Genomic DNA, 17,561 nt, shown 5'->3' with positions numbered 1-17,561 from the left:
TAAAACAATCTGATCTGCTTTAATAAGAAAATAATTCACCAATTGATAAAAAATATCCAATATCTCACAATTATAAGGTATTTTTTACTTTTGATATAACTTATATGAGGTAGGAACCAGCTTAAAACTTTCTTCAATTATTGGGCCATCGTATATTTTAAGTTTACATTTACAAGTTTTAATGTTTAGGTCGTAGATTCGATAAATCTTGTAGTTACTATTTTCAACTAGTGATTCTTTTACTTCGTTATCTGTAATATCAAATCCATCTGCTTGTTTTCTGATTGAGGTTTTAACTTCTATATGAATTTCATTTCCTACAGCATCAAAAGCCAAAATATCATATCCCAAGCCATCACCTCTTGTAACCGAAACTTGCTCTGGGATTTTAAGTCCCTTTTGATTAGCTTTTTTTGTAAGCATATCAAGAATAATAAATTCTCCAATTTTACCGGTCTTATTTTTGGCTCTTTGAACTTTAGTAAAATCAATCTTCCTGGCAATTCTTGTATATCCATATTTTTCTCGTCTACTAGATCCGTCATTCTCAACAACAGTAATTTCAAATCCAGATGTTGGTTCATCCTCATCTTCTAATTCCTGAATCTCGGAATCCGTAAGATTATCTTCTTTATTATCATTAATTGCAGATTCATCAAAAGGAACACAGTTCTGTCCTTTAACTAGAGCCCAGAAATCTTTCATAGAGATACTATTCATACCATATTGATTCCAGAAGTGTTCCCATGAACCTTCTTTTTTCTTTTTACTATCCCATTTGAAATTTTCGAGAAGGGATTCTCCCTGCTTCAATGGTGTTGCAAACGTAAATGCATGAGTAATAGTTGCTATTACGTTACCATTGTCATCTGGTTCAGTAATATTCTTAACATATCCGCCAGAGTAAATTTCAAACTTTCGATCCTTCGTAATCTTACCAGGATGACGATTTAAGACATATGCTCCTTCGTGAAGCTTATTAAACCGTTTAATATTCCATCCATAACTAGTCATATCATCTTTATATTTTAGTGATCCATTTTCGTTGGTTTTACCATGATCAAGAATAAATGCTTCTTGATTTGATACTGGTGATGGCAAAATATCTTCTATTTTCATAATATAAACATCTCTCTCATTTTCAGTCTGGACATTTTCCGTCCTGATTGAAAAATAGCACAGATAAATATCATAGTCAACAATCAGGACTATTTTTGTTCTGATTTGAGTCAACAAACAAATAATTAGAAACAGTTGTCATACTTATGAATCTTGAGGATAGGTGATAACATTGCATTATTGGTAAATTAATCATTAGAGTAGACATAACCAACATCATCAATCATATGATTAGATACATATTGAAAAAATTTATTGTTAATATTTATTCACATATATGCAAGTATCCTTGCTTTATACGCTAAATTAGCAATGTGGAAACTAGAATCGTAAAAGTAATACAAATGCCATTATTTCAACAACATTAAAAATAAGGACATTAAAATCTTTAATCAATCTTACCATGACAAGGTTTAGTTAGTTTTCGTAAACACCGTCACACTTTCCACATGTGGAGTCTGTGGGAACTGGTCTACCGGTTGAACCGGCTGATCAATCGTGTAACCACCATCAAGTAACAATTGCGCGTCCCGTACCAGCGTGGCTGGATTGCACGACACGTATACCAGTCGTTCCGGCTGCATCTTCAACGCACTCTCAATGAAACTAGCATCGAGACCTTTGCGAGGTGGATCCACTACAATCACATTCGGTTTAATTCCTTCCACTTCCCACTTTTGCATCTGGTCTTCGGCCTTTCCAGTGACAAAGGTGGCGTTTTCAATGTGGTTCAACTTGGCGTTCGTCCGCGCGTCCTGAATCGCTTCCTTGACCACGTCAACACCGTAAACGTGTTTAACTTGCGGCGCCATTGCCAACGAAATCGTTCCAATTCCACAATAAGCATCGATTACGATGTCATCCTTAGTCAACTGGGCCTTTTCAATTGCTAACGAGTACAGTTTTTCCGTCTGCACCGGGTTAACCTGGTAAAACGACAGTGGTGAAATTAAGAACTTCGTGCCTAACAGTTGGTCCATGATGTAGTCTTTGCCGGCAAGCACCATGCTTTTATCCCCCAGTAACCGGTTCCCCGTACTCTGGTTCACGTTAACCACGAGGCTATCCAAGTTGGGCAACGCTGATTCAATCGCTTCCGTAATTTCTGCTGCCCGTGGTAAATGCCGGTCGTTAATCACCAGCACCACCATCAGTTCGTGACTATACTTCCCGTAACGAACCATGATATTGCGAATCAGTCCCTGGTGCGTGGTTTCGTTGTAGGCCGGAAGCTGAAATTCTCGTAAGACGTCCCGAACCTTCACAATCGCATCATCAATCGCTGGATCTTGAATGTAGAAGTCTTCAATTGGAATCAAATCATGACTATGCCGCCGGTAAAACCCAGTTTCCAGTTGTCCATGTAGTTCTCGGACCGGAATTTGAGCCTTGTTCCGGTACTGGACCGGATGCTCCATCCCAATCGTGGGTGCTACTTCAACCTGATCTAAGTGGGCCTTTTGGAACAATTCGGCAATTTGGTGTTGCTTAAACTCCAGTTGCTTGTCGTAACTGAGGTGTTGCAACGGAGCAATTCCCGATTGCGTTAGCTTTTTGTTCACGATGGCCACTCGATCTGGACTAGCCTGGTTAACCTTTAGCAACTTGGCAAAGGCAAAGTTCTTCTTTACCTTAATCACCTTCACCGTGACTTGTTCGCCCGGTAGTGCGTCTTCAATGAACAGTGGATAACCGCCGTCAACTTTCGCCACCCCCATTCCTTCGTAAGTCAGGTCGGTCACGTCCACGTCGAGCGTTTCGTTTTTCGTTACTGGTGCTTGTTTATTTTTGCTCATTCTTACTCCTTAACAAAAAGTTTTGCCGCCGATCACGACAAAACTTTTTTTAGTTTATTCTAATAATTGCTGCGGTTGTTGCTTGGGCAGGTTCGAAAAAATTGAAAGATGTTCCTTCAGATTTTCAAACTGCATCGGCGCACTACCCCCGTATTCCCCATCCAGATTGATGGGCATCGGGCGTTTCGTGTCCTTTTGCTCCACCGTGAAGTTCCGCGTTTTCTTGTAGATAATCCGCGAATCATTTACGTGCCGACCACCATTCAAAGCCTTCGTCAAAAGCTGCAAAATCTCCATCATGTTCCCGGTCTTCACGATAATCATGGTGAAGTTTCCGTCATTTAACGAAGCATTTGGCACGGCCTGTTCAAACCCACCGACCGAGTTGGTCATGGCGAGGAAAAACATCGACGCCTTTCCTTCGTAATGGCCGCCATCGTACGTGACCTTCATGTCAATCGGACGCGCCTGCGGCAACATTTCCACGGCCTTCACCAGGTAGGCAATGTAGCCAAAGACGGTCTTTAAGTCGGACGGCACGTCGTAGGTCAGTTCGGTTAACCGACCACCAGCAGCAATGTTAATGAAGTACTGCGTCATCTCATCATTGCTGGCTTTACCAACATCCATCGGCAGTAACTGCCCCCGTGTCATTACCCGCGCGGCTTCAACCAGGTCATCGCGCGGAATCCCGAGGGCCCGAGCAAAGTCGTTGGTCGTCCCGGCCGGGATAATCCCGAGCTTTGGTCGATGGTCTAACGGTGCAATCCCGTTAATCACCTGGTTAATCGTGCCGTCACCACCAGCAGCCACCACCAAATCAAAACCTTCCCGAGCGACCCGCGTGGCCTCATCACGAGCTGAATTTTCCTGGGGAGTCGTAGCGTAGGCACTGGTTTCGTAGCCACCCCGTTCCAAAACGTCTAAAATATCGACCAACTTGGATTTGAGCGTTTCTCGTCCAGAGGTTGGGTTATAAATTACGCGTGCTCGTTTTCGCATGTGGTGCCACCGCTTTCTATTGGTTTAGTGCTTGCATCAGGATTTGGTTCACAATCTTCGGGTTGGCCTTTCCTTGGGTCCGTTTCATGATTTGACCCACGAGGAAGCCGACCGCCCGATCCTTCCCATTGTGGAAGTCTTCGATTGATTGAGGATTGTTAGCTAAAACGTCGTCCACGATTGGTTTCAATTCGGCAGGATCAGACAGTTGGATTAAGCCCTTTTCCTTCACGAAGGCTTCGGGATCTTCACCCTTGGTAATGGCCTTAAAGACCTTCTTTGCCATTTTAGTGGAAATGGTTTCGTCCATCAACATCTTAATCATGGCGGCCAAGGCTTCCGGCGTAATCTTAGTATCTTCTAACTTCACTTGTTGGTCGTTCAGGTAGGCGTTCACGTCCCCTTGCAGGTAGTTTGAGGCCATCTTCGGATCGCTGCCCAGTTCAATTAACCGGTCAAAGAAGTCAGACATTTCCTTGGTCTGGGTTAAGACCATGGCGTCGTAGTCGGTTAAGCCGAGTTCGTTGACGTAGCGAGCACGCCGTTTCCCCGGCATTTCTGGCAAGGCAGCGCGTAATTCGTCAATCCAAGCATCCGAAATGTCCAAACTAGGCAGGTCTGGTTCTGGGAAGTAACGGTAATCGTCTTTCCCTTCCTTAACCCGCATCAGATAAGTTTTCCCGGTTAATTCGTCGAAACGACGGGTTTCAGTGCCAATCGTCCCACCGGCCATAATCACTTGCGCCTGGCGTTGTTCTTCGTAGGCCAATGCTTTGCGGACGTAGTTAAACGAGTTCAAGTTTTTCAATTCAATCTTTTGGCCGAGTTTGTCACTACCAACTGGTCGAATTGAGATGTTACAGTCCACCCGCATCGAACCTTCTTCCATCCGCACGTCGGAAATCCCGGTAAACTGGATTCGTTCCCGGAGCCCTTCAAGGTAGTCGTAGGCTTCTTGCGGCGTCGTCATTTCAGGCTTCGACACAATTTCAATCAACGGCGTTCCCTGCCGGTTCAAATCCACGTAGGAATATTTATTCCCGTGGGTATTCTTTCCGGCATCTTCTTCGACGTGCAGTTCTTCAATCCCGATTTTCTTGGTTCCACCGTCAGCCGTCTTAACTTCAATCCAACCGTTGGTAGCGGCCGGCGTATCGTTTTCCGTGACCTGGTAGCCCTTGGGGTTATCGGGATAGAAATAGTTCTTCCGGTCAAAGTGGGGGTGCTTTTCGATATCAGCGTGCAGGGCTAAAGCAGCCGTAATTCCGTTGGCAATCACTTGCTTATTCACCCGAGGTAAGGTCCCTGGGTAACCCCAATCAATCACGTTGGTATTTTCGTTGGCTTCTGCTCCGTAGCTGACTGGTGAAGGACTGAAAATCTTCGACTTGGTCTTTAATTCCACGTGGACTTCTAGTCCAATTGTTGTTTCAAAGTTCATCCTTATTTACCTCCCAACTGTGGGGTTTGCTTGTGAAAATCAGTGTTTTGTTCAAAGGCGTGCCCCGCTTGGTAAATCGTGCTTTCGGCGAATGGTTTTCCAATTAATTGCATTCCAATTGGGAGACCGTTGCTAAAGCCAGCGGGTAAGGACATTCCGGGGAGCCCAGCCAGGTTCACTGGAATCGTCATCACGTCGTTCATGTACATTTCGGTTGGGTCGGTACTTTCAGCGCCGACTTTAAAAGCGGTCGTTGGTGCTGTAGGTCCCATAATCAGGTCATGATCTTGGAACACCTTTTGGAAGTCTTCGATGATCAACGTCCGAATTTGAGCGGCCTTCTTGAAGTACTTGTCAAACGAACCAGCGGAGAGCGAAAAGGTTCCCAGCATGATCCGGCGCTTAACTTCGTCACCAAATCCTGTCGAACGAGTTTTCACGTACAGGTCTTCCAGATTCTTCGGGTCTTCCGCACGGTAACCGTAGCGAATCCCGTCAAACCGTTCCAAGTTAGAGGAAGCCTCTGAAGAAGCCAAGGCGTAGTAAGCCATCACACCGTACTTGGCGTGCGGTAAGGAAACTTCGTCAATCGTAGCGCCCAGTTCTTCGTACTTTTTGGCAGCGGCTTGAATGGCATCCTTCACGGATTGATCAATGCCATCGCTCAGATATTCCTTCGGTAGAGCAATCCGCATGCCCTTCACTCCTTGGTCGATTCCGGCCGTAAAGTCGGGTACTTCTTTATCAGAGGAAGTGGCATCGTGATCGTCGTGACCGGCAATCGTGTTTAAGAGGTAGGCGTTATCTTTCACCGTCCGCGTGAACGGTCCAATTTGGTCAAAACTAGATCCAAATGCAATTAATCCCCACCGCGAAACTCGTCCGTAGGTAGGTTTCATTCCAACCACTCCGGTAAAGGAAGCGGGTTGCCGAATCGAACCACCGGTATCGGATCCCAAGCTAGCAGGAACTTCGCCGGCCGCAACGGTCGTAGCTGAACCACCAGACGAACCACCGGGCACCGTATTGGTATCCCACGGATTGCGCGTGGTCTTGTAGGCCGATTTTTCGGTCGAGCTTCCCATGGCGAATTCATCGAGGTTGGTCTTGCCGACAATCACAGCGCCAGCAGCTTGCAGCTTTTCAACTACCGTGGCGTTAAAGAGGGAGTGGAAATTTTCCAACATCTTGGAAGCCGCCGTCGTGGGCATGTTGGTCGTCACCAGGTTATCCTTGATGGCTACCGGTACTCCAGAGAGCACGTTGTCAGGGTCAATCCCAGCCGCATCAATTTTTTCTGCTTGTGCTACGGCCTCGTCGTTCATGGCCAGGTAAGCTTGCAAATCCGCTTCGTGGGCATCAATGTTAGCCAACGTTTGCTTGGTTAGTTCCACGGACGTCGTTTCGCCGTCGACCAACATTTGGTGGACGGACTCTAAATCACGGTCAAAATAGTTCATTATTCGTCCTCACTTTCGTCAATAATGGTAGGAACTCGAATCAAACCATCAACAGATTCCGGAGCGTTGCGTAACAAGGCATCGCGTTCGCCCCAGTTATTCGCAACGTCAGGCCGCATCACGTTGATTTGGTCGGTTACAGAGTAGGTCGGTTCGACCCCTTCCGTATCTACCGTTCCCAGTTGATCCAACATGTCGAGCATGTCGTTTAACTGTTCCGTAAACTGATCGAGTTCTGCGTCAGCAATTTTCAGCTTGGCTAACCCGGCAATGTGTTGGGTCCGGGCTTGATCTACTTTTTCACTCATCAAACTTCCTCCTTACCTGATTTCCTAATAGTTGTTAAATACATGCGTGGTAAACTTCCGGGCATCCCGATCCCGGTTTAAGTAACTTTGGACCCCGTTCGTGGAACCGACCGTGATTTCAATCGGCACGTTGCGAGGTAAGTACTTCTGGGCGGCCGTCTGCAGGTACTGGGTGAAACTGTTAATTTCCGTGTAGCTGTAGAACTGGGTCGTGATGTTCACGTGCATCCCGGTCAAGGTCCCGTCCGTGTATTGTGCTTGGGCCGTGACCCCACTCAGGTTCGGGAAGTAACTCTGCGCCTTGTTTTTGAATTGTTCAAAAGCGGACTCATCGTTGGCGTTTGGTACCTTTTCGTTCCCGGCCGTTGGAAAGACGTAGTTCTTTTGGTCAATCTTATTCCAAGTATCGACGCTCTTCGAGCCGGTTCGGTTCATGGAGTAGGCAAAGAAGTTTCCGCCGACCAGGCTGTCATCCGGAGCGGCCTTGTACAGGGCAATCACAATTGGAATGTCCTTGGTTTCCGGTTTCTCGCGCATCCGTTTCAAGACTTCGTTAGCCATTTCTTTCCCTTTGGCTTGAATCTCGTCGTCACTCAGTTTCTTGGAATATTGTGCTCCGTACTTTTCCTTAGTGTAATAGTACACTGAATTCAAGCCTAAACCAATTGTCATTCCCTTTAACTGGAGCTTGCCACCGGTTTGTTGCAAGAAATCCTGTTCGTCGATTTGTTGCAGGTATTCCGGGACCACCTTTTTGTCCGGTTGTTCGGGGTTTAACCCATCTGGATTATCCTTGGTTTTGCGCCCCAACCAGTTATAGGTTTGTTCGGTTGAGATTTGTTGACCTTCTTGAAAAACGTACTTGCTCGGGGCGAATTCCTTTTTGGAAATGTCGAGCAAGCCGTGTTGAAATCCTTCTAGGTTAAACTGGTTACTCGTTTGTTGTTCGTTGACTCCAGACGACTTACTAGTTTGGTAATGGCCGTCCTGAATCACACTTTGGTAGTTTTCACTGGAGTTTGAACCAGTTAATTCGGTTTTGGTCGAGCCACTGTTAGAGCTCATCTTATTTTGATTACCACAGGCTGCCAGTACGACCGCACTGACCGCCAGCATAATCCCAATGCCGACTTTCTTCACAACTGCACCTTCCTCTTCTTTATTGTTCAGCCATGGCGGCGCTAAATCGTTGTTCGTCCCAGACGGGCACGCCTAACGACTGCGCTTTGGTTAACTTACTGCCGGCGGCTTCTCCGGCAATGACTAAGTCTGTTTTTTTCGAGACGCTACTGGTAACGGTGCCCCCCTGCGCTTCAATGAAAGCTTGGGCTTCTCCCTGCGTCATCTCCTGCAGCTTGCCGGTGAGCACAACTTTCTTGCCAAAGAAGAAGCTGTCGCTCTGGGTGACCGGCGCCTGACCTCGGTATTCAAAGTTCACGCCGGCATCCGCTAATTCCTGCAAGAGTTCCTGACTGTTGGCTTCGGCAAAGTAAGTCACCAGGCTGTCAGCAATCGTGCCTCCGATGGAGTCAATTGCTTCAATTTCTTCAGCGGTCGCCGCTCGGAGCTGTTCTAACGATCCAAAGTGCTGGGCTAGCAATAAAGCCGCCTTGCCACCGACATGTCGAATCCCCAGTCCAAACAGCAAACGTTCTAACGAGTTCGCTCGACTCTGATCAATGGCCTGTAACAAGTTCTGAGCGGATTTTTCTCCAAACTTGTCAAGCGTAACCAAATCGTCAAATTGCAGGTGATACAAGCTAGCCACGTCCTTAATCAAGTGCTTAGCAAAGAGCTGTTGCACAATTTTAGGACCGAGGCCTTCGATGTCCATCGCGTTGCGCGAGGCAAAGTGGGTCACCTGTTCGGCTAGTTGCGCCGGACACTGTGGATTAATGCACCGCAGCGCCACTTCATCATCTAGGTGAACTAGCTCGGCTCCACACGAAGGACAAGTAGTCGGAATCACGTACGGTTGTGCATCCGCCGGCCGTTCTTGAGGTAGATAGTGCTCCACCTCGGGAATGATGTCCCCGGCCTTGTAAACAACCACGGTATCACCGATTCGAATATCCTTTTTTTCGATGTAATCAGGATTGTGGAGCGTGGCCCGGGACACCGTGGTTCCGGCTAACTTCACCGGGGCAAAGACCGCCGTGGGAGTCACCACCCCGGTCCGCCCAATCGTCCATTCAATTGCATCAACCTTAACGTGAGCTTCTTCTGGAGGAAACTTGTAGGCAATCGCCCACTTGGGCACCTTTACGGTGTGACCAATTTCCGTTTGCAACGCCAGCGAGTTGGTCTTAATTACGATGCCGTCAATCCCATAACTCAACTGATCTCGCTGCGCCTGGTACTTTCCAATGTAAGCATTGATTTCGTCCAGCGTGTGGGCAACCTGATAGTCCGGGTCAACGCTAAAACCAAGATCTTTGAGTTCCGCCAGCAATCCACTCTGGGTGGTGGCCTCTAAATCATCGTAGTCCGCGACGTTGTACATGAAGGTACTCAGGTGCCGGGCGGCGGTGACCTTGGGATCTAACTGCCGCAGACTGCCCGCCGCAGCGTTTCGTGGATTGGCAAAGGTCGCCTTGCCCTCGAGTTCGCGGCGCTCGTTGAGTTTCAAGAAGGCATCTTTGCCCATGTAACACTCGCCCCGCACCTCAATGTCAATTGGCCGACTCAGCCGTTGCGGAATCGAGGCAATCGTTTTGACGTTCGCCGTGATGTCTTCTCCAATCAATCCGTTTCCCCGCGTTGATCCCTGGACCAACCGACCCTGTTCGTACCGCAGTGAGATGGAAAGCCCGTCAATCTTTAATTCGCAATTAAATTCCTGGACCGCTGGGTAATCTTTTTGCAGGCGCACCACGAATTCGTTTAGTTCATCCGCAGAAAAGACGTCCCCTAAAGATAGCATCGGAATCGGGTGCGGAACTTTGGTAAATTCACTATCAACCTGTCCCCCGACTCGTTGCGTAGGCGAATCCGGCGTCACAATTGCTGGAAAAGCCGTTTCGAGTTGCACCAATTGGTTGTAGGCCTGATCATACTCCGCATCGGGCACCGACGGCTGGTCATTTTCGTAGTATTCTTTGCCCCACTGCAACAACTGGGGGCGCAATGCTGCCGCCCGTTGTGCTGCTTCGGCTTCAGTTAGCTGATTTAAATCAAGTTCCTGCACGACCGGTGCTCCCTTCTATTGTTCTACTTTTTGAATGGGCGCAAAGGCCGCCAGAAGTCGTTTGACTCCCTTCGCCTCAAACGCAATGTCTAGTTCCATGTCTTCGCCAGTCCCGTTGACCTTCACGACCGTTCCGGTGCCCCAGGCTTTGTGGGTCACTTGATCCCCCACTTGCCAACTTTGCCGGTCGGCTCCGGTTCCCTGTGGTTTTGCCACTGGTTGCCGAGATTGATATGTCGGTTGGGTGGCAGCGGCGGTCCGCCGGCGGTAACGATCACTATCAAACGGCGTCCGCGGTCCCCGTGGGGTCGTGGGTTGGCTCATCTCATTTTCTAATAAATCGGTATTAATTTCATCCATAAAGCGCGACGCGGGGTTATTTTGTTGCCGACCGTATAACATCCGGGCGTAAGCGTTCGTCATGTATAACTTTTGTTGGGCGCGCGTAATTCCAACGTACGCTAAGCGACGTTCTTCTTCTAATTCATCGGGATTCTCAGCAGCGCGAGCCAATGGGAAGAGATTTTCTTCCATTCCGACCATAAAAACGACCGGAAATTCAAGTCCCTTCGCAGCGTGTAACGTCATCAAGGTTACTTGCGGAGCCGTTTCGTCGACGTCATCCTGAGCAGAAACCAGCGCCAGGTCGGCTAAGAAGTCCACCAACCGGTTCCCCGTTTCACTCTGATCCGGATCAAATTTTTCGTCAAAGTCCTGGGTCACGGTCAGAAATTCTTCGATGTTTTCAAGGCGGGCCTGGGCTTCCAAGTTGTTTTCCTGACGCAGGCTAGCCACGTATCCCGTTTTTTCCAGTAACGTTTCGGTAATCTCTGTGACCGATTTGTCGGCTACTTCGCCGTGCAATTGCGCCATCGTGACCCCGAAGTCCTCAATCGCGTTTCGAGCTCGAGTAGAGATGTTAGTAGCCAAAGCCACGTTTTGGGCGGCTTCGGAGAATCCCCAGCCGTTTTCCTCCGCAAAGTCACGAAGTTTCTGGAAGCTGGTGGCCCCAATTCCCCGTTTTGGGACGTTAATCACCCGTTCAAAACTGAGCGAATCGTTTGGGTTAGCAGCCAAGGTCAGGTAGGACAGAATGTCCATGATTTCTTTACGTTCGTAGAACTTGTGACCCCCGACCATGGTGTAAGGAACGTTTGCTTTCAGGAAGGTTTCTTCGATTACCCGGGATTGGGCGTTGGTCCGGTAGAGGACGGCAAAATCACTGTACTTGTAGTGGTGTTGCTTCATTTCTTCCTTAATCTTAGCCACCACGTACTGGGTTTCATCCCGTTCACTTTGCGCCCGGTAGTAGGTAATCTTTTCGCCCTGCTGGTTTTCCGTCCACAGGTTTTTATCCTTACGTTCCTCGTTGTTTTGGATTACTTCATTGGCGGCCTTTAAAATCGTTTTGGTCGACCGGTAGTTTTGTTCTAAGAGGGTCACGTGCGCATCTGGATAGTCATTTTCAAAGTCCAAAATGTTGTTCATGTTGGCGCCCCGCCAACCGTAGATACTCTGGTCCGCGTCCCCTACCACACAGAGGTTATGGTACTTATCGGCAAGCATCGTTACCAACCGATACTGGGCTTCGTTCGTATCCTGGTATTCGTCCACGTGAATGTAGCGGAATTTTTGTTGGTAGTAATCTAAAACATCTGGAAATTGTTCCAACAATTGAATGGTCAACATGATTAAATCGTCAAAGTCGACCGAGTCATTGGCATGCAGACGTTTCTGATATTCCGCATAAACGTCCGCAACCACCGTGTGAAACGGATTGCCGTCATCGTGCTTTTGGCGGTAATCAGCTGGAGTTTCCAAATCGTTTTTGGCGTTAGAAATCGCACCCAGAATCGCTCTAGGATCGTTCTTTTTCGGATCTAAGTTAAGGTCCGCTAAAATTCGTTTTACAAGCGTCTTTTGTTCACTAGTTCCGGCAATCGAAAAGGCTTGGTTATACCCTAACTTTTCGATGTGACGGCGCAGGATTCGAACCCCTAACGCGTGGAAGGTCGAAACCCACACGTCGTCGCCACCAACCTCTAAGAGTTGGTTAACCCGGTCTTTCATCTCGCGCGCCGCCTTATTCGTGAAGGTGATCGCCAAAATGTTCCAGGGCAAAACGTGTTTTTCTTCAATTAAATAGGCAATGCGGTGGGTCAACACACGAGTTTTCCCACTGCCGGCTCCGGCCATGATTAACAGCGGGCCATCGACGTGTTCGACGGCTTCTCGTTGTTTCTCATTCATGTTCTGTAGCAAGTCTGCACGCGCCATTCGATTCGTCCTTTCAAATTTCTCAATACGTAGTTTAATTATAGCAAAAATAGAGCCAGCTGATTTGCTGACTCTCCTTTTTTTCTGATTTATTCTTCATGCGGTAGTAACCGGGCTCGTTGAATCCGTTCGTTGGTCAACGCCGGCTCATCGACGGGAATCCAGACGTCGCCGAGGATTTCTGGATGATCGTCTCGATAGCTAAAGTCAAAATCCCAATCCGGATGTTGCCGTTGCGCTTCGAGCGCTGCTTCTAGTTGCGGCTTAGTCAAGCTCAGCCACCGTTCGGATTGGAACTGGTGGATGGGCGTTAGTGGTAAGCCACGAATGGCCCGTAAGTGTTGATCCGCTGGTGTGGTGTTAAGACCCCGTTGCAAGACGTTCACTGGTAGGTCCAGCGCGGGTAATAATCCCTGAACGTACAAGATATCGGTGGTGGTCACTAACAGTGATACCGCAAAGTTACCCACCACGTGCAGTGCTTCTCCAATCTTTTGCATCGTTTTTTCGATTTCCGTTTGAACCTCTGGTGAGATTAACTTGGTGTCCTCAGTGAGGCTGGTAAACGAGCGTCCCTGCTGGTTGATTTGAACCAGCGGAAACGATTCAATCTTCCCTTGGACACTCTTCGTGGCGCTGGCAACCAAATGGTGTTTAACCGGCAAGTCGGGAACAAATAAATAGCTCCCGCGTCCGGCAAGGGAGATAAACTTGGCCACGTCGTCCTTCGTCTTCAGATCCAACGGTTGCTGGTTGGCGCTCCGCTTTGAAATTGGAATAATCCGGGCTGGTAAGCCTAACGTGTCAATTCCTTGTTCCACGTCGCTTGTGTTAATCACCGTACTAAACGGCACCCCGTTTAAATTCAGGGATTGAAAAAAGGCTTGTTCTAACGCCCGGTCTTGGCTGATTTCGGTCAGTTCCGTTCCCTGCGGAAATTCCGATCCGGTTGCGATGGTTTCCAACGATACCAACGGAACCGACTCCGTAATGGCGGTCGTCACGTCACTTTGCTCGGCAAAGGAGTGTAAGAAATCCGCATCAGTTAAGGAATGCGGATGTTCAGACGTCGAAGTGGGATACAATAAAACTTTTAACTCCGTCCGACGAGCAGTATCCGCGAGTTGCTGCAGTTGGTATCCTTTTCCGATGATTCCCAATGTCATTCCTGGATTTAATGGTTTCATTATCGCTGGCCCTCCTGGTGATCGTATTGATTAAGGTGATACTTTTCAATGATGGCAATGACTTTGTCAGCGTAGGCGGGATCGGTCGCATAACCACCTGTGCTTAGGGCTCGAGCGGCATCCTTATAGTTGTCGGCCCGAACGACGTCCTGATACTGCAGGTTATTCCAATCTGTTCCGTTTGCCAGTAGTTTGGCGTGTGCTTCAATCGACTCGTCCCAGCTAGCGTAAACTCGGAAGCGACCCGTCACGTTTTCCGCCTTGCCGTTGGTAAACTCCGTGGTACTTAATTCTACACTAGGTTGGTTGGCAGTGGCTTTCACACCAAACAGATTGTGGTACTGGGCAGACAATTGACTTTGCCCCCAGTTCGATTCCAAAATCGCTTGGGCAATCGTGATGCTGGGCAGAATTTTATATTCCCGCTGAGCGCGTAACGAAGCCGGTAAAATTTGATTGATAAACTTTTGGTGCTGTTGGCTGACGTTTGACTGGGAATAACGAGGTTGAGTGATGTAATTAATCCCCCAGATGGTACCGGCTAACAAAGTGACAATCACAATAATGAGAATAAAACCGCTAAAATTATTGGACTGAGGTCGTTTCTTCTTCGTTGTTTTTCGTTTCCGGCGGGGCCGTCGTCGCTTTTTTGTCACATTTACCACCTAGCTTGTCTTAGATGTATAAATTGTACTACAAAATGGTTAAGAATTGACAAAAGTACGGGAATCGTTTATATTTCATAGGTTAGCAATCCTTGAGGAGGCGATGATTGTGCCAAAGAAAAACGATGAACAAACCGCAACCGAAAAATCACCCTTTGAAGTCGGCGATGAAGTAGCCTTTCAAATTAAGAAACAAGACTTTACGGGAACGATTGAAAAAGCATACAAAAATTCTTTTCTAATTGGGTTTGAAAGCAGTGATCCAGACATCATTGATACCTACCACAACAAAACCGTGATTAACTGGCAAAACCTGAAAATGGTGAAGCAAGGTCCCCGGCCGAAAAAAGAAGAAGAGTCCGCTGAGGATGATAAATAGAGTTACGTAAAAAATGACCACCAACTTCAAATTGGTGGTCATTTTTTATTGGTCTTGTTTGTGTAGCAGCTTGCTAAAAGTGGCAAGTTGTCCGTAGTCAGCGTTGCTATCGTTCGGAACAATAATCAGGTTCCCCTGTTCTCCGGCCACCTTCAATGCGTCAATTGACTGTGCGTTTAGATATTTTTGATCAATGTTAGCCAAAGCAGCTTGCAGTTGTTCAATCCGATACTGGTCGGCTTCTGCTTGTACCTTAGTAGCGTAAGCGGCGGCATCCGCGTGAATCTCCGTCTGTTGCTTGTCGGCTTTGGCAGTCGCAATCTTGGCCGCATTCTTAGCTTCGGTGTTCAAACGAATCTGTTCGGCGTTCCCTTGTGCCTCTGAAATCGTGGCTTGCTTGTTCTTCGAAGCTGTGATTTGATTTTCCATCGCTTCACTCACTCCTTTGGAAGGAGTCAGGTCGCCAATTTGCACCCGTTCAATCATGATTCCGTAGGTGTTGGTGAGGTCGCCGATATTTTGCATCAACTTGGTATTAATTTTGTCAGTCGAATTCAGAACGTCATCGAGGTCCATGCTCCCGATGATGTCCCGCAACGTTCCACTAACTTGGTAAGCCATCGATTGAATCGAGTTACTGTTGCCAAAGGTGTAGCGCTCTGCGTTGGTAATCCGGTAGTTCAACGTCACTTGGATGCTGATGCTGGCGTTATCACGGGTAATTCCGGTTTGCACGGGAAGTGCCAGCGGTTGCGACTGGAGACTAACCGTTTTCACCCGTTCAAAAAACGGAATGTAGAAGTGCAGTCCACTTTCAAATTGACGAGCGTACTTTCCCAAGAAAGTTACCAGTCCGACGTTATTTTGTTGTACAACTTTAATTCCCAGCATGATATTCTCCTTTAGCGACTAAATACACTTTTTGATCAGTTACATCCGCCACCACGTATGTTTCATGATGGTGCCGTTTCGTATCCACGAGTTGGTAAAAGTATAACACACCGTGAAGTTTCACTAAGCCGTCATCCTGAAGCTGGTGATCTGTAATTTCGGTTCCCACCAAGTCTGTAATGCCAACGAGTTCGGGCTTGGCAAAATGCTGGGTGAGGATGGATTCAATTTCGGCAGAGACGCTGATACCTTTGGCGCTGGCCAGCATGGTGATGGTGTGGAGGAGATCGTTATTGAGTTGGATGTTGAGGTTGGTATGGTCGGACATGAGGGACCTCCCTTTGTAAATCAATCACCAATATCTATAACTGAATTTGCAATCCTTCTATAATTGTGAACTTCAGTTGTGTAATATCTTTCTTGAATTCCATATATTAAATTTTTTAAATCCTTATCTGAACTAATTTCCACACGATTAAAACGGTTTATATTTAATTCAGTGTATCTTCCTAAATAGTGTTCTAAATCATCTATATCATTATTAAAATCAATATTTTGTTCATTAACTAATATTGCTATTCTTTTACGATTTTGATCCCTAACATCTCTATAACCAAATCCTCCTACACACTCAATAAATTGTTGATTCAAAAATTCAATAATTTCATCATCAGTTGCATCTCTATATAAAATATATATTCCATTAAATATATTCTTTATTCTCGAGAATTTTTTAAAATAAAGTGTATCATTTTCTTTATTATAAGTTGCATCCGGTTCATCATTTATTGAAATAGATTGACTATTATTAAATACCTCGAATCTATTCCCATCATTTAAAAATCTAAGAATTTTTTTAGTACCTAACATACTTTTAGTGATTTTTTGAAAGTAAAATACATCATTATCATATTGAAGAAGCAATTTCTTATCTAATGCGGCATTAAAATTATCAAAATCAATTGTATTAAAATCATTTCTTAAAATATCCAAGCAAAATTCATATTCAGAAAAATTTTCAATATAATAAATTTGATTATCATCAATAAGAACGTTAGGATTGAATTCAATAAAATCATAACGATTTAAGTCAAAATCATTAAAAATATTATTTTCAATTCCAGCTACTCGAAAAAAATCTCCATCATTATTTAAACTAGACTTAACTAAAAGAACACTCATTTTTCATCTCCAATATTTTTACAACCAATATAACTTAAATTGTTTATTCTAAGTAAACTAATATTCTTTAAATCTTCTGTCTTTCTAATTACATTCCTAGTATTTAAAATAAAAATTGCCGTCACGTTATTAGCAGTCTGTATTTTATACATGTGGTAATTAAAAAGAATAAAAATTGGATTAAAATATTCAATACCTGAAAAAAATACAAAAATAAAAATCAAAAAATAAAAACAAAGCATTTCTAAAAAATGAGTTGCATTCATAGCTACAAAAAAATATCCCAAATATACCGGAATAAATGAATTATCAATTAAATCTATGGATTTTACTTTACCAACTATTTCATCAGAATTATTATGATTACATTTATAAATATAATAAATTGGAACAATTAACATAACTACTGTCCCAATTGTATCAAAAGCAAGTATAAAGGTTAATATATTTAATTTTGATAAGGCTTTTAATATTGTACTATAATAAATTTTACCGTCGATGAATTTTTTTAAATAGTAAACTAGTACAAATACCCACGTTGATGAAAAAGTAAGAAGTATTCTTTTTAATATGTTCAAGTTTTTTTCCTTTAATATTTACTAAATATTCTATAAATGGCTCAATCCAATTTTATCATCTTCTCCATTAAAAAATCGTCGTCCCGCTT

The 17,561-nt window shown here is 45.6% G+C and carries 16 protein-coding genes; 1 reads left to right on the top strand and 15 read right to left on the bottom strand.

Annotated elements, in window-relative coordinates; genetic code table 11:
- Positions 1-84 precede the first annotated feature (84 nt).
- The 11 genes from M3M37_RS00885 to M3M37_RS00835 form a co-directional block, all read right to left on the bottom strand.
- Entirely contained in the window at positions 85-1,119 is a 1,035-nt protein-coding gene (locus tag M3M37_RS00885) for a protein NO VEIN domain-containing protein (protein WP_252795310.1), read from the bottom strand.
- A 413-nt stretch (positions 1,120-1,532) separates the two neighbouring features.
- A complete protein-coding gene (rlmD, locus tag M3M37_RS00880; protein ID WP_252795309.1) occupies positions 1,533-2,915 on the bottom strand; it encodes a 23S rRNA (uracil(1939)-C(5))-methyltransferase RlmD in 1,383 nt (460 codons plus the stop codon).
- A gap of 54 nt (positions 2,916-2,969) precedes the next feature.
- Positions 2,970-3,917, bottom strand: a complete 948-nt coding sequence (locus tag M3M37_RS00875; RefSeq protein WP_252795308.1) for a diacylglycerol kinase — start codon at positions 3,915-3,917, stop codon at positions 2,970-2,972.
- A 16-nt stretch (positions 3,918-3,933) separates the two neighbouring features.
- The gene (gene gatB / locus M3M37_RS00870) at positions 3,934-5,358 is read right to left on the bottom strand and encodes an Asp-tRNA(Asn)/Glu-tRNA(Gln) amidotransferase subunit GatB (RefSeq protein ID WP_252795307.1); all 1,425 of its coding nucleotides are present in this window, start codon (positions 5,356-5,358) and stop codon (positions 3,934-3,936) included.
- 2 nt (positions 5,359-5,360) lie between these two features.
- Positions 5,361-6,818, bottom strand: a complete 1,458-nt coding sequence (gatA, locus tag M3M37_RS00865; RefSeq protein ID WP_252795306.1) for an Asp-tRNA(Asn)/Glu-tRNA(Gln) amidotransferase subunit GatA — start codon at positions 6,816-6,818, stop codon at positions 5,361-5,363.
- Entirely contained in the window at positions 6,818-7,126 is a 309-nt protein-coding gene (gene gatC, locus M3M37_RS00860) for an Asp-tRNA(Asn)/Glu-tRNA(Gln) amidotransferase subunit GatC (protein WP_252795305.1), read from the bottom strand. Before gatC ends, gatA begins: the two co-directional genes overlap by 1 nt.
- Positions 7,127-7,150: 24 nt before the next feature.
- Positions 7,151-8,266, bottom strand: a complete 1,116-nt coding sequence (locus M3M37_RS00855) for a CamS family sex pheromone protein (protein WP_420842968.1) — start codon at positions 8,264-8,266, stop codon at positions 7,151-7,153.
- A 19-nt stretch (positions 8,267-8,285) separates the two neighbouring features.
- Positions 8,286-10,313 (bottom strand): NAD-dependent DNA ligase LigA, encoded by a 2,028-nt coding sequence (ligA, locus tag M3M37_RS00850; RefSeq protein ID WP_252795304.1) that lies wholly within the window; start codon positions 10,311-10,313, stop codon positions 8,286-8,288.
- 15 nt (positions 10,314-10,328) lie between these two features.
- Entirely contained in the window at positions 10,329-12,590 is a 2,262-nt protein-coding gene (gene pcrA / locus M3M37_RS00845) for a DNA helicase PcrA (RefSeq protein ID WP_252795303.1), read from the bottom strand.
- An 89-nt stretch (positions 12,591-12,679) separates the two neighbouring features.
- Positions 12,680-13,777 (bottom strand): 5-(carboxyamino)imidazole ribonucleotide synthase, encoded by a 1,098-nt coding sequence (locus tag M3M37_RS00840; RefSeq protein WP_252795302.1) that lies wholly within the window; start codon positions 13,775-13,777, stop codon positions 12,680-12,682.
- Entirely contained in the window at positions 13,777-14,433 is a 657-nt protein-coding gene (locus M3M37_RS00835; RefSeq protein WP_252795301.1) for a glycoside hydrolase family 73 protein, read from the bottom strand. The genes M3M37_RS00840 and M3M37_RS00835 overlap by 1 nt, the downstream gene beginning before the upstream one ends.
- A gap of 112 nt (positions 14,434-14,545) precedes the next feature.
- Here M3M37_RS00835 and M3M37_RS00830 point away from each other — a divergent pair, with 112 nt between their 5' ends.
- On the top strand, positions 14,546-14,821 hold the full coding sequence (locus M3M37_RS00830) for a DUF2187 family protein (RefSeq protein ID WP_252795300.1): 276 nt from the start codon (positions 14,546-14,548) through the stop codon (positions 14,819-14,821).
- Between the two features lie 45 nt (positions 14,822-14,866).
- Here the strand turns inward: M3M37_RS00830 and M3M37_RS00825 are convergent, their stop codons facing one another.
- From M3M37_RS00825 to M3M37_RS00810, 4 genes are read right to left on the bottom strand one after another with little or no spacing between them, the layout of a single operon-like run.
- Positions 14,867-15,712 carry an SPFH domain-containing protein gene (locus M3M37_RS00825; RefSeq protein ID WP_252795299.1) on the bottom strand — a complete coding sequence of 282 codons (846 nt, stop codon included), beginning with the start codon at positions 15,710-15,712 and terminating at the stop codon, positions 14,867-14,869.
- The gene (locus M3M37_RS00820) at positions 15,699-16,040 is read right to left on the bottom strand and encodes a hypothetical protein (RefSeq protein ID WP_252795298.1); all 342 of its coding nucleotides are present in this window, start codon (positions 16,038-16,040) and stop codon (positions 15,699-15,701) included. The genes M3M37_RS00825 and M3M37_RS00820 overlap by 14 nt, the downstream gene beginning before the upstream one ends.
- Positions 16,041-16,060: 20 nt before the next feature.
- Positions 16,061-16,894 (bottom strand): hypothetical protein, encoded by an 834-nt coding sequence (locus tag M3M37_RS00815; RefSeq protein ID WP_252795297.1) that lies wholly within the window; start codon positions 16,892-16,894, stop codon positions 16,061-16,063.
- The gene (locus M3M37_RS00810) at positions 16,891-17,472 is read right to left on the bottom strand and encodes a hypothetical protein (RefSeq protein WP_252795296.1); all 582 of its coding nucleotides are present in this window, start codon (positions 17,470-17,472) and stop codon (positions 16,891-16,893) included. Before M3M37_RS00810 ends, M3M37_RS00815 begins: the two co-directional genes overlap by 4 nt.
- Between the last annotated feature and the right edge of the window lie 89 nt (positions 17,473-17,561).

It is taken from the genome of Fructilactobacillus carniphilus (assembly GCF_024029675.1).
GTDB classification, from domain to species: Bacteria; Bacillota; Bacilli; order Lactobacillales; family Lactobacillaceae; genus Fructilactobacillus; species Fructilactobacillus carniphilus.
The sequence above is the reverse complement of the archived record's forward strand: the minus strand, read 5'-3'. Positions and strand labels throughout refer to the sequence as shown.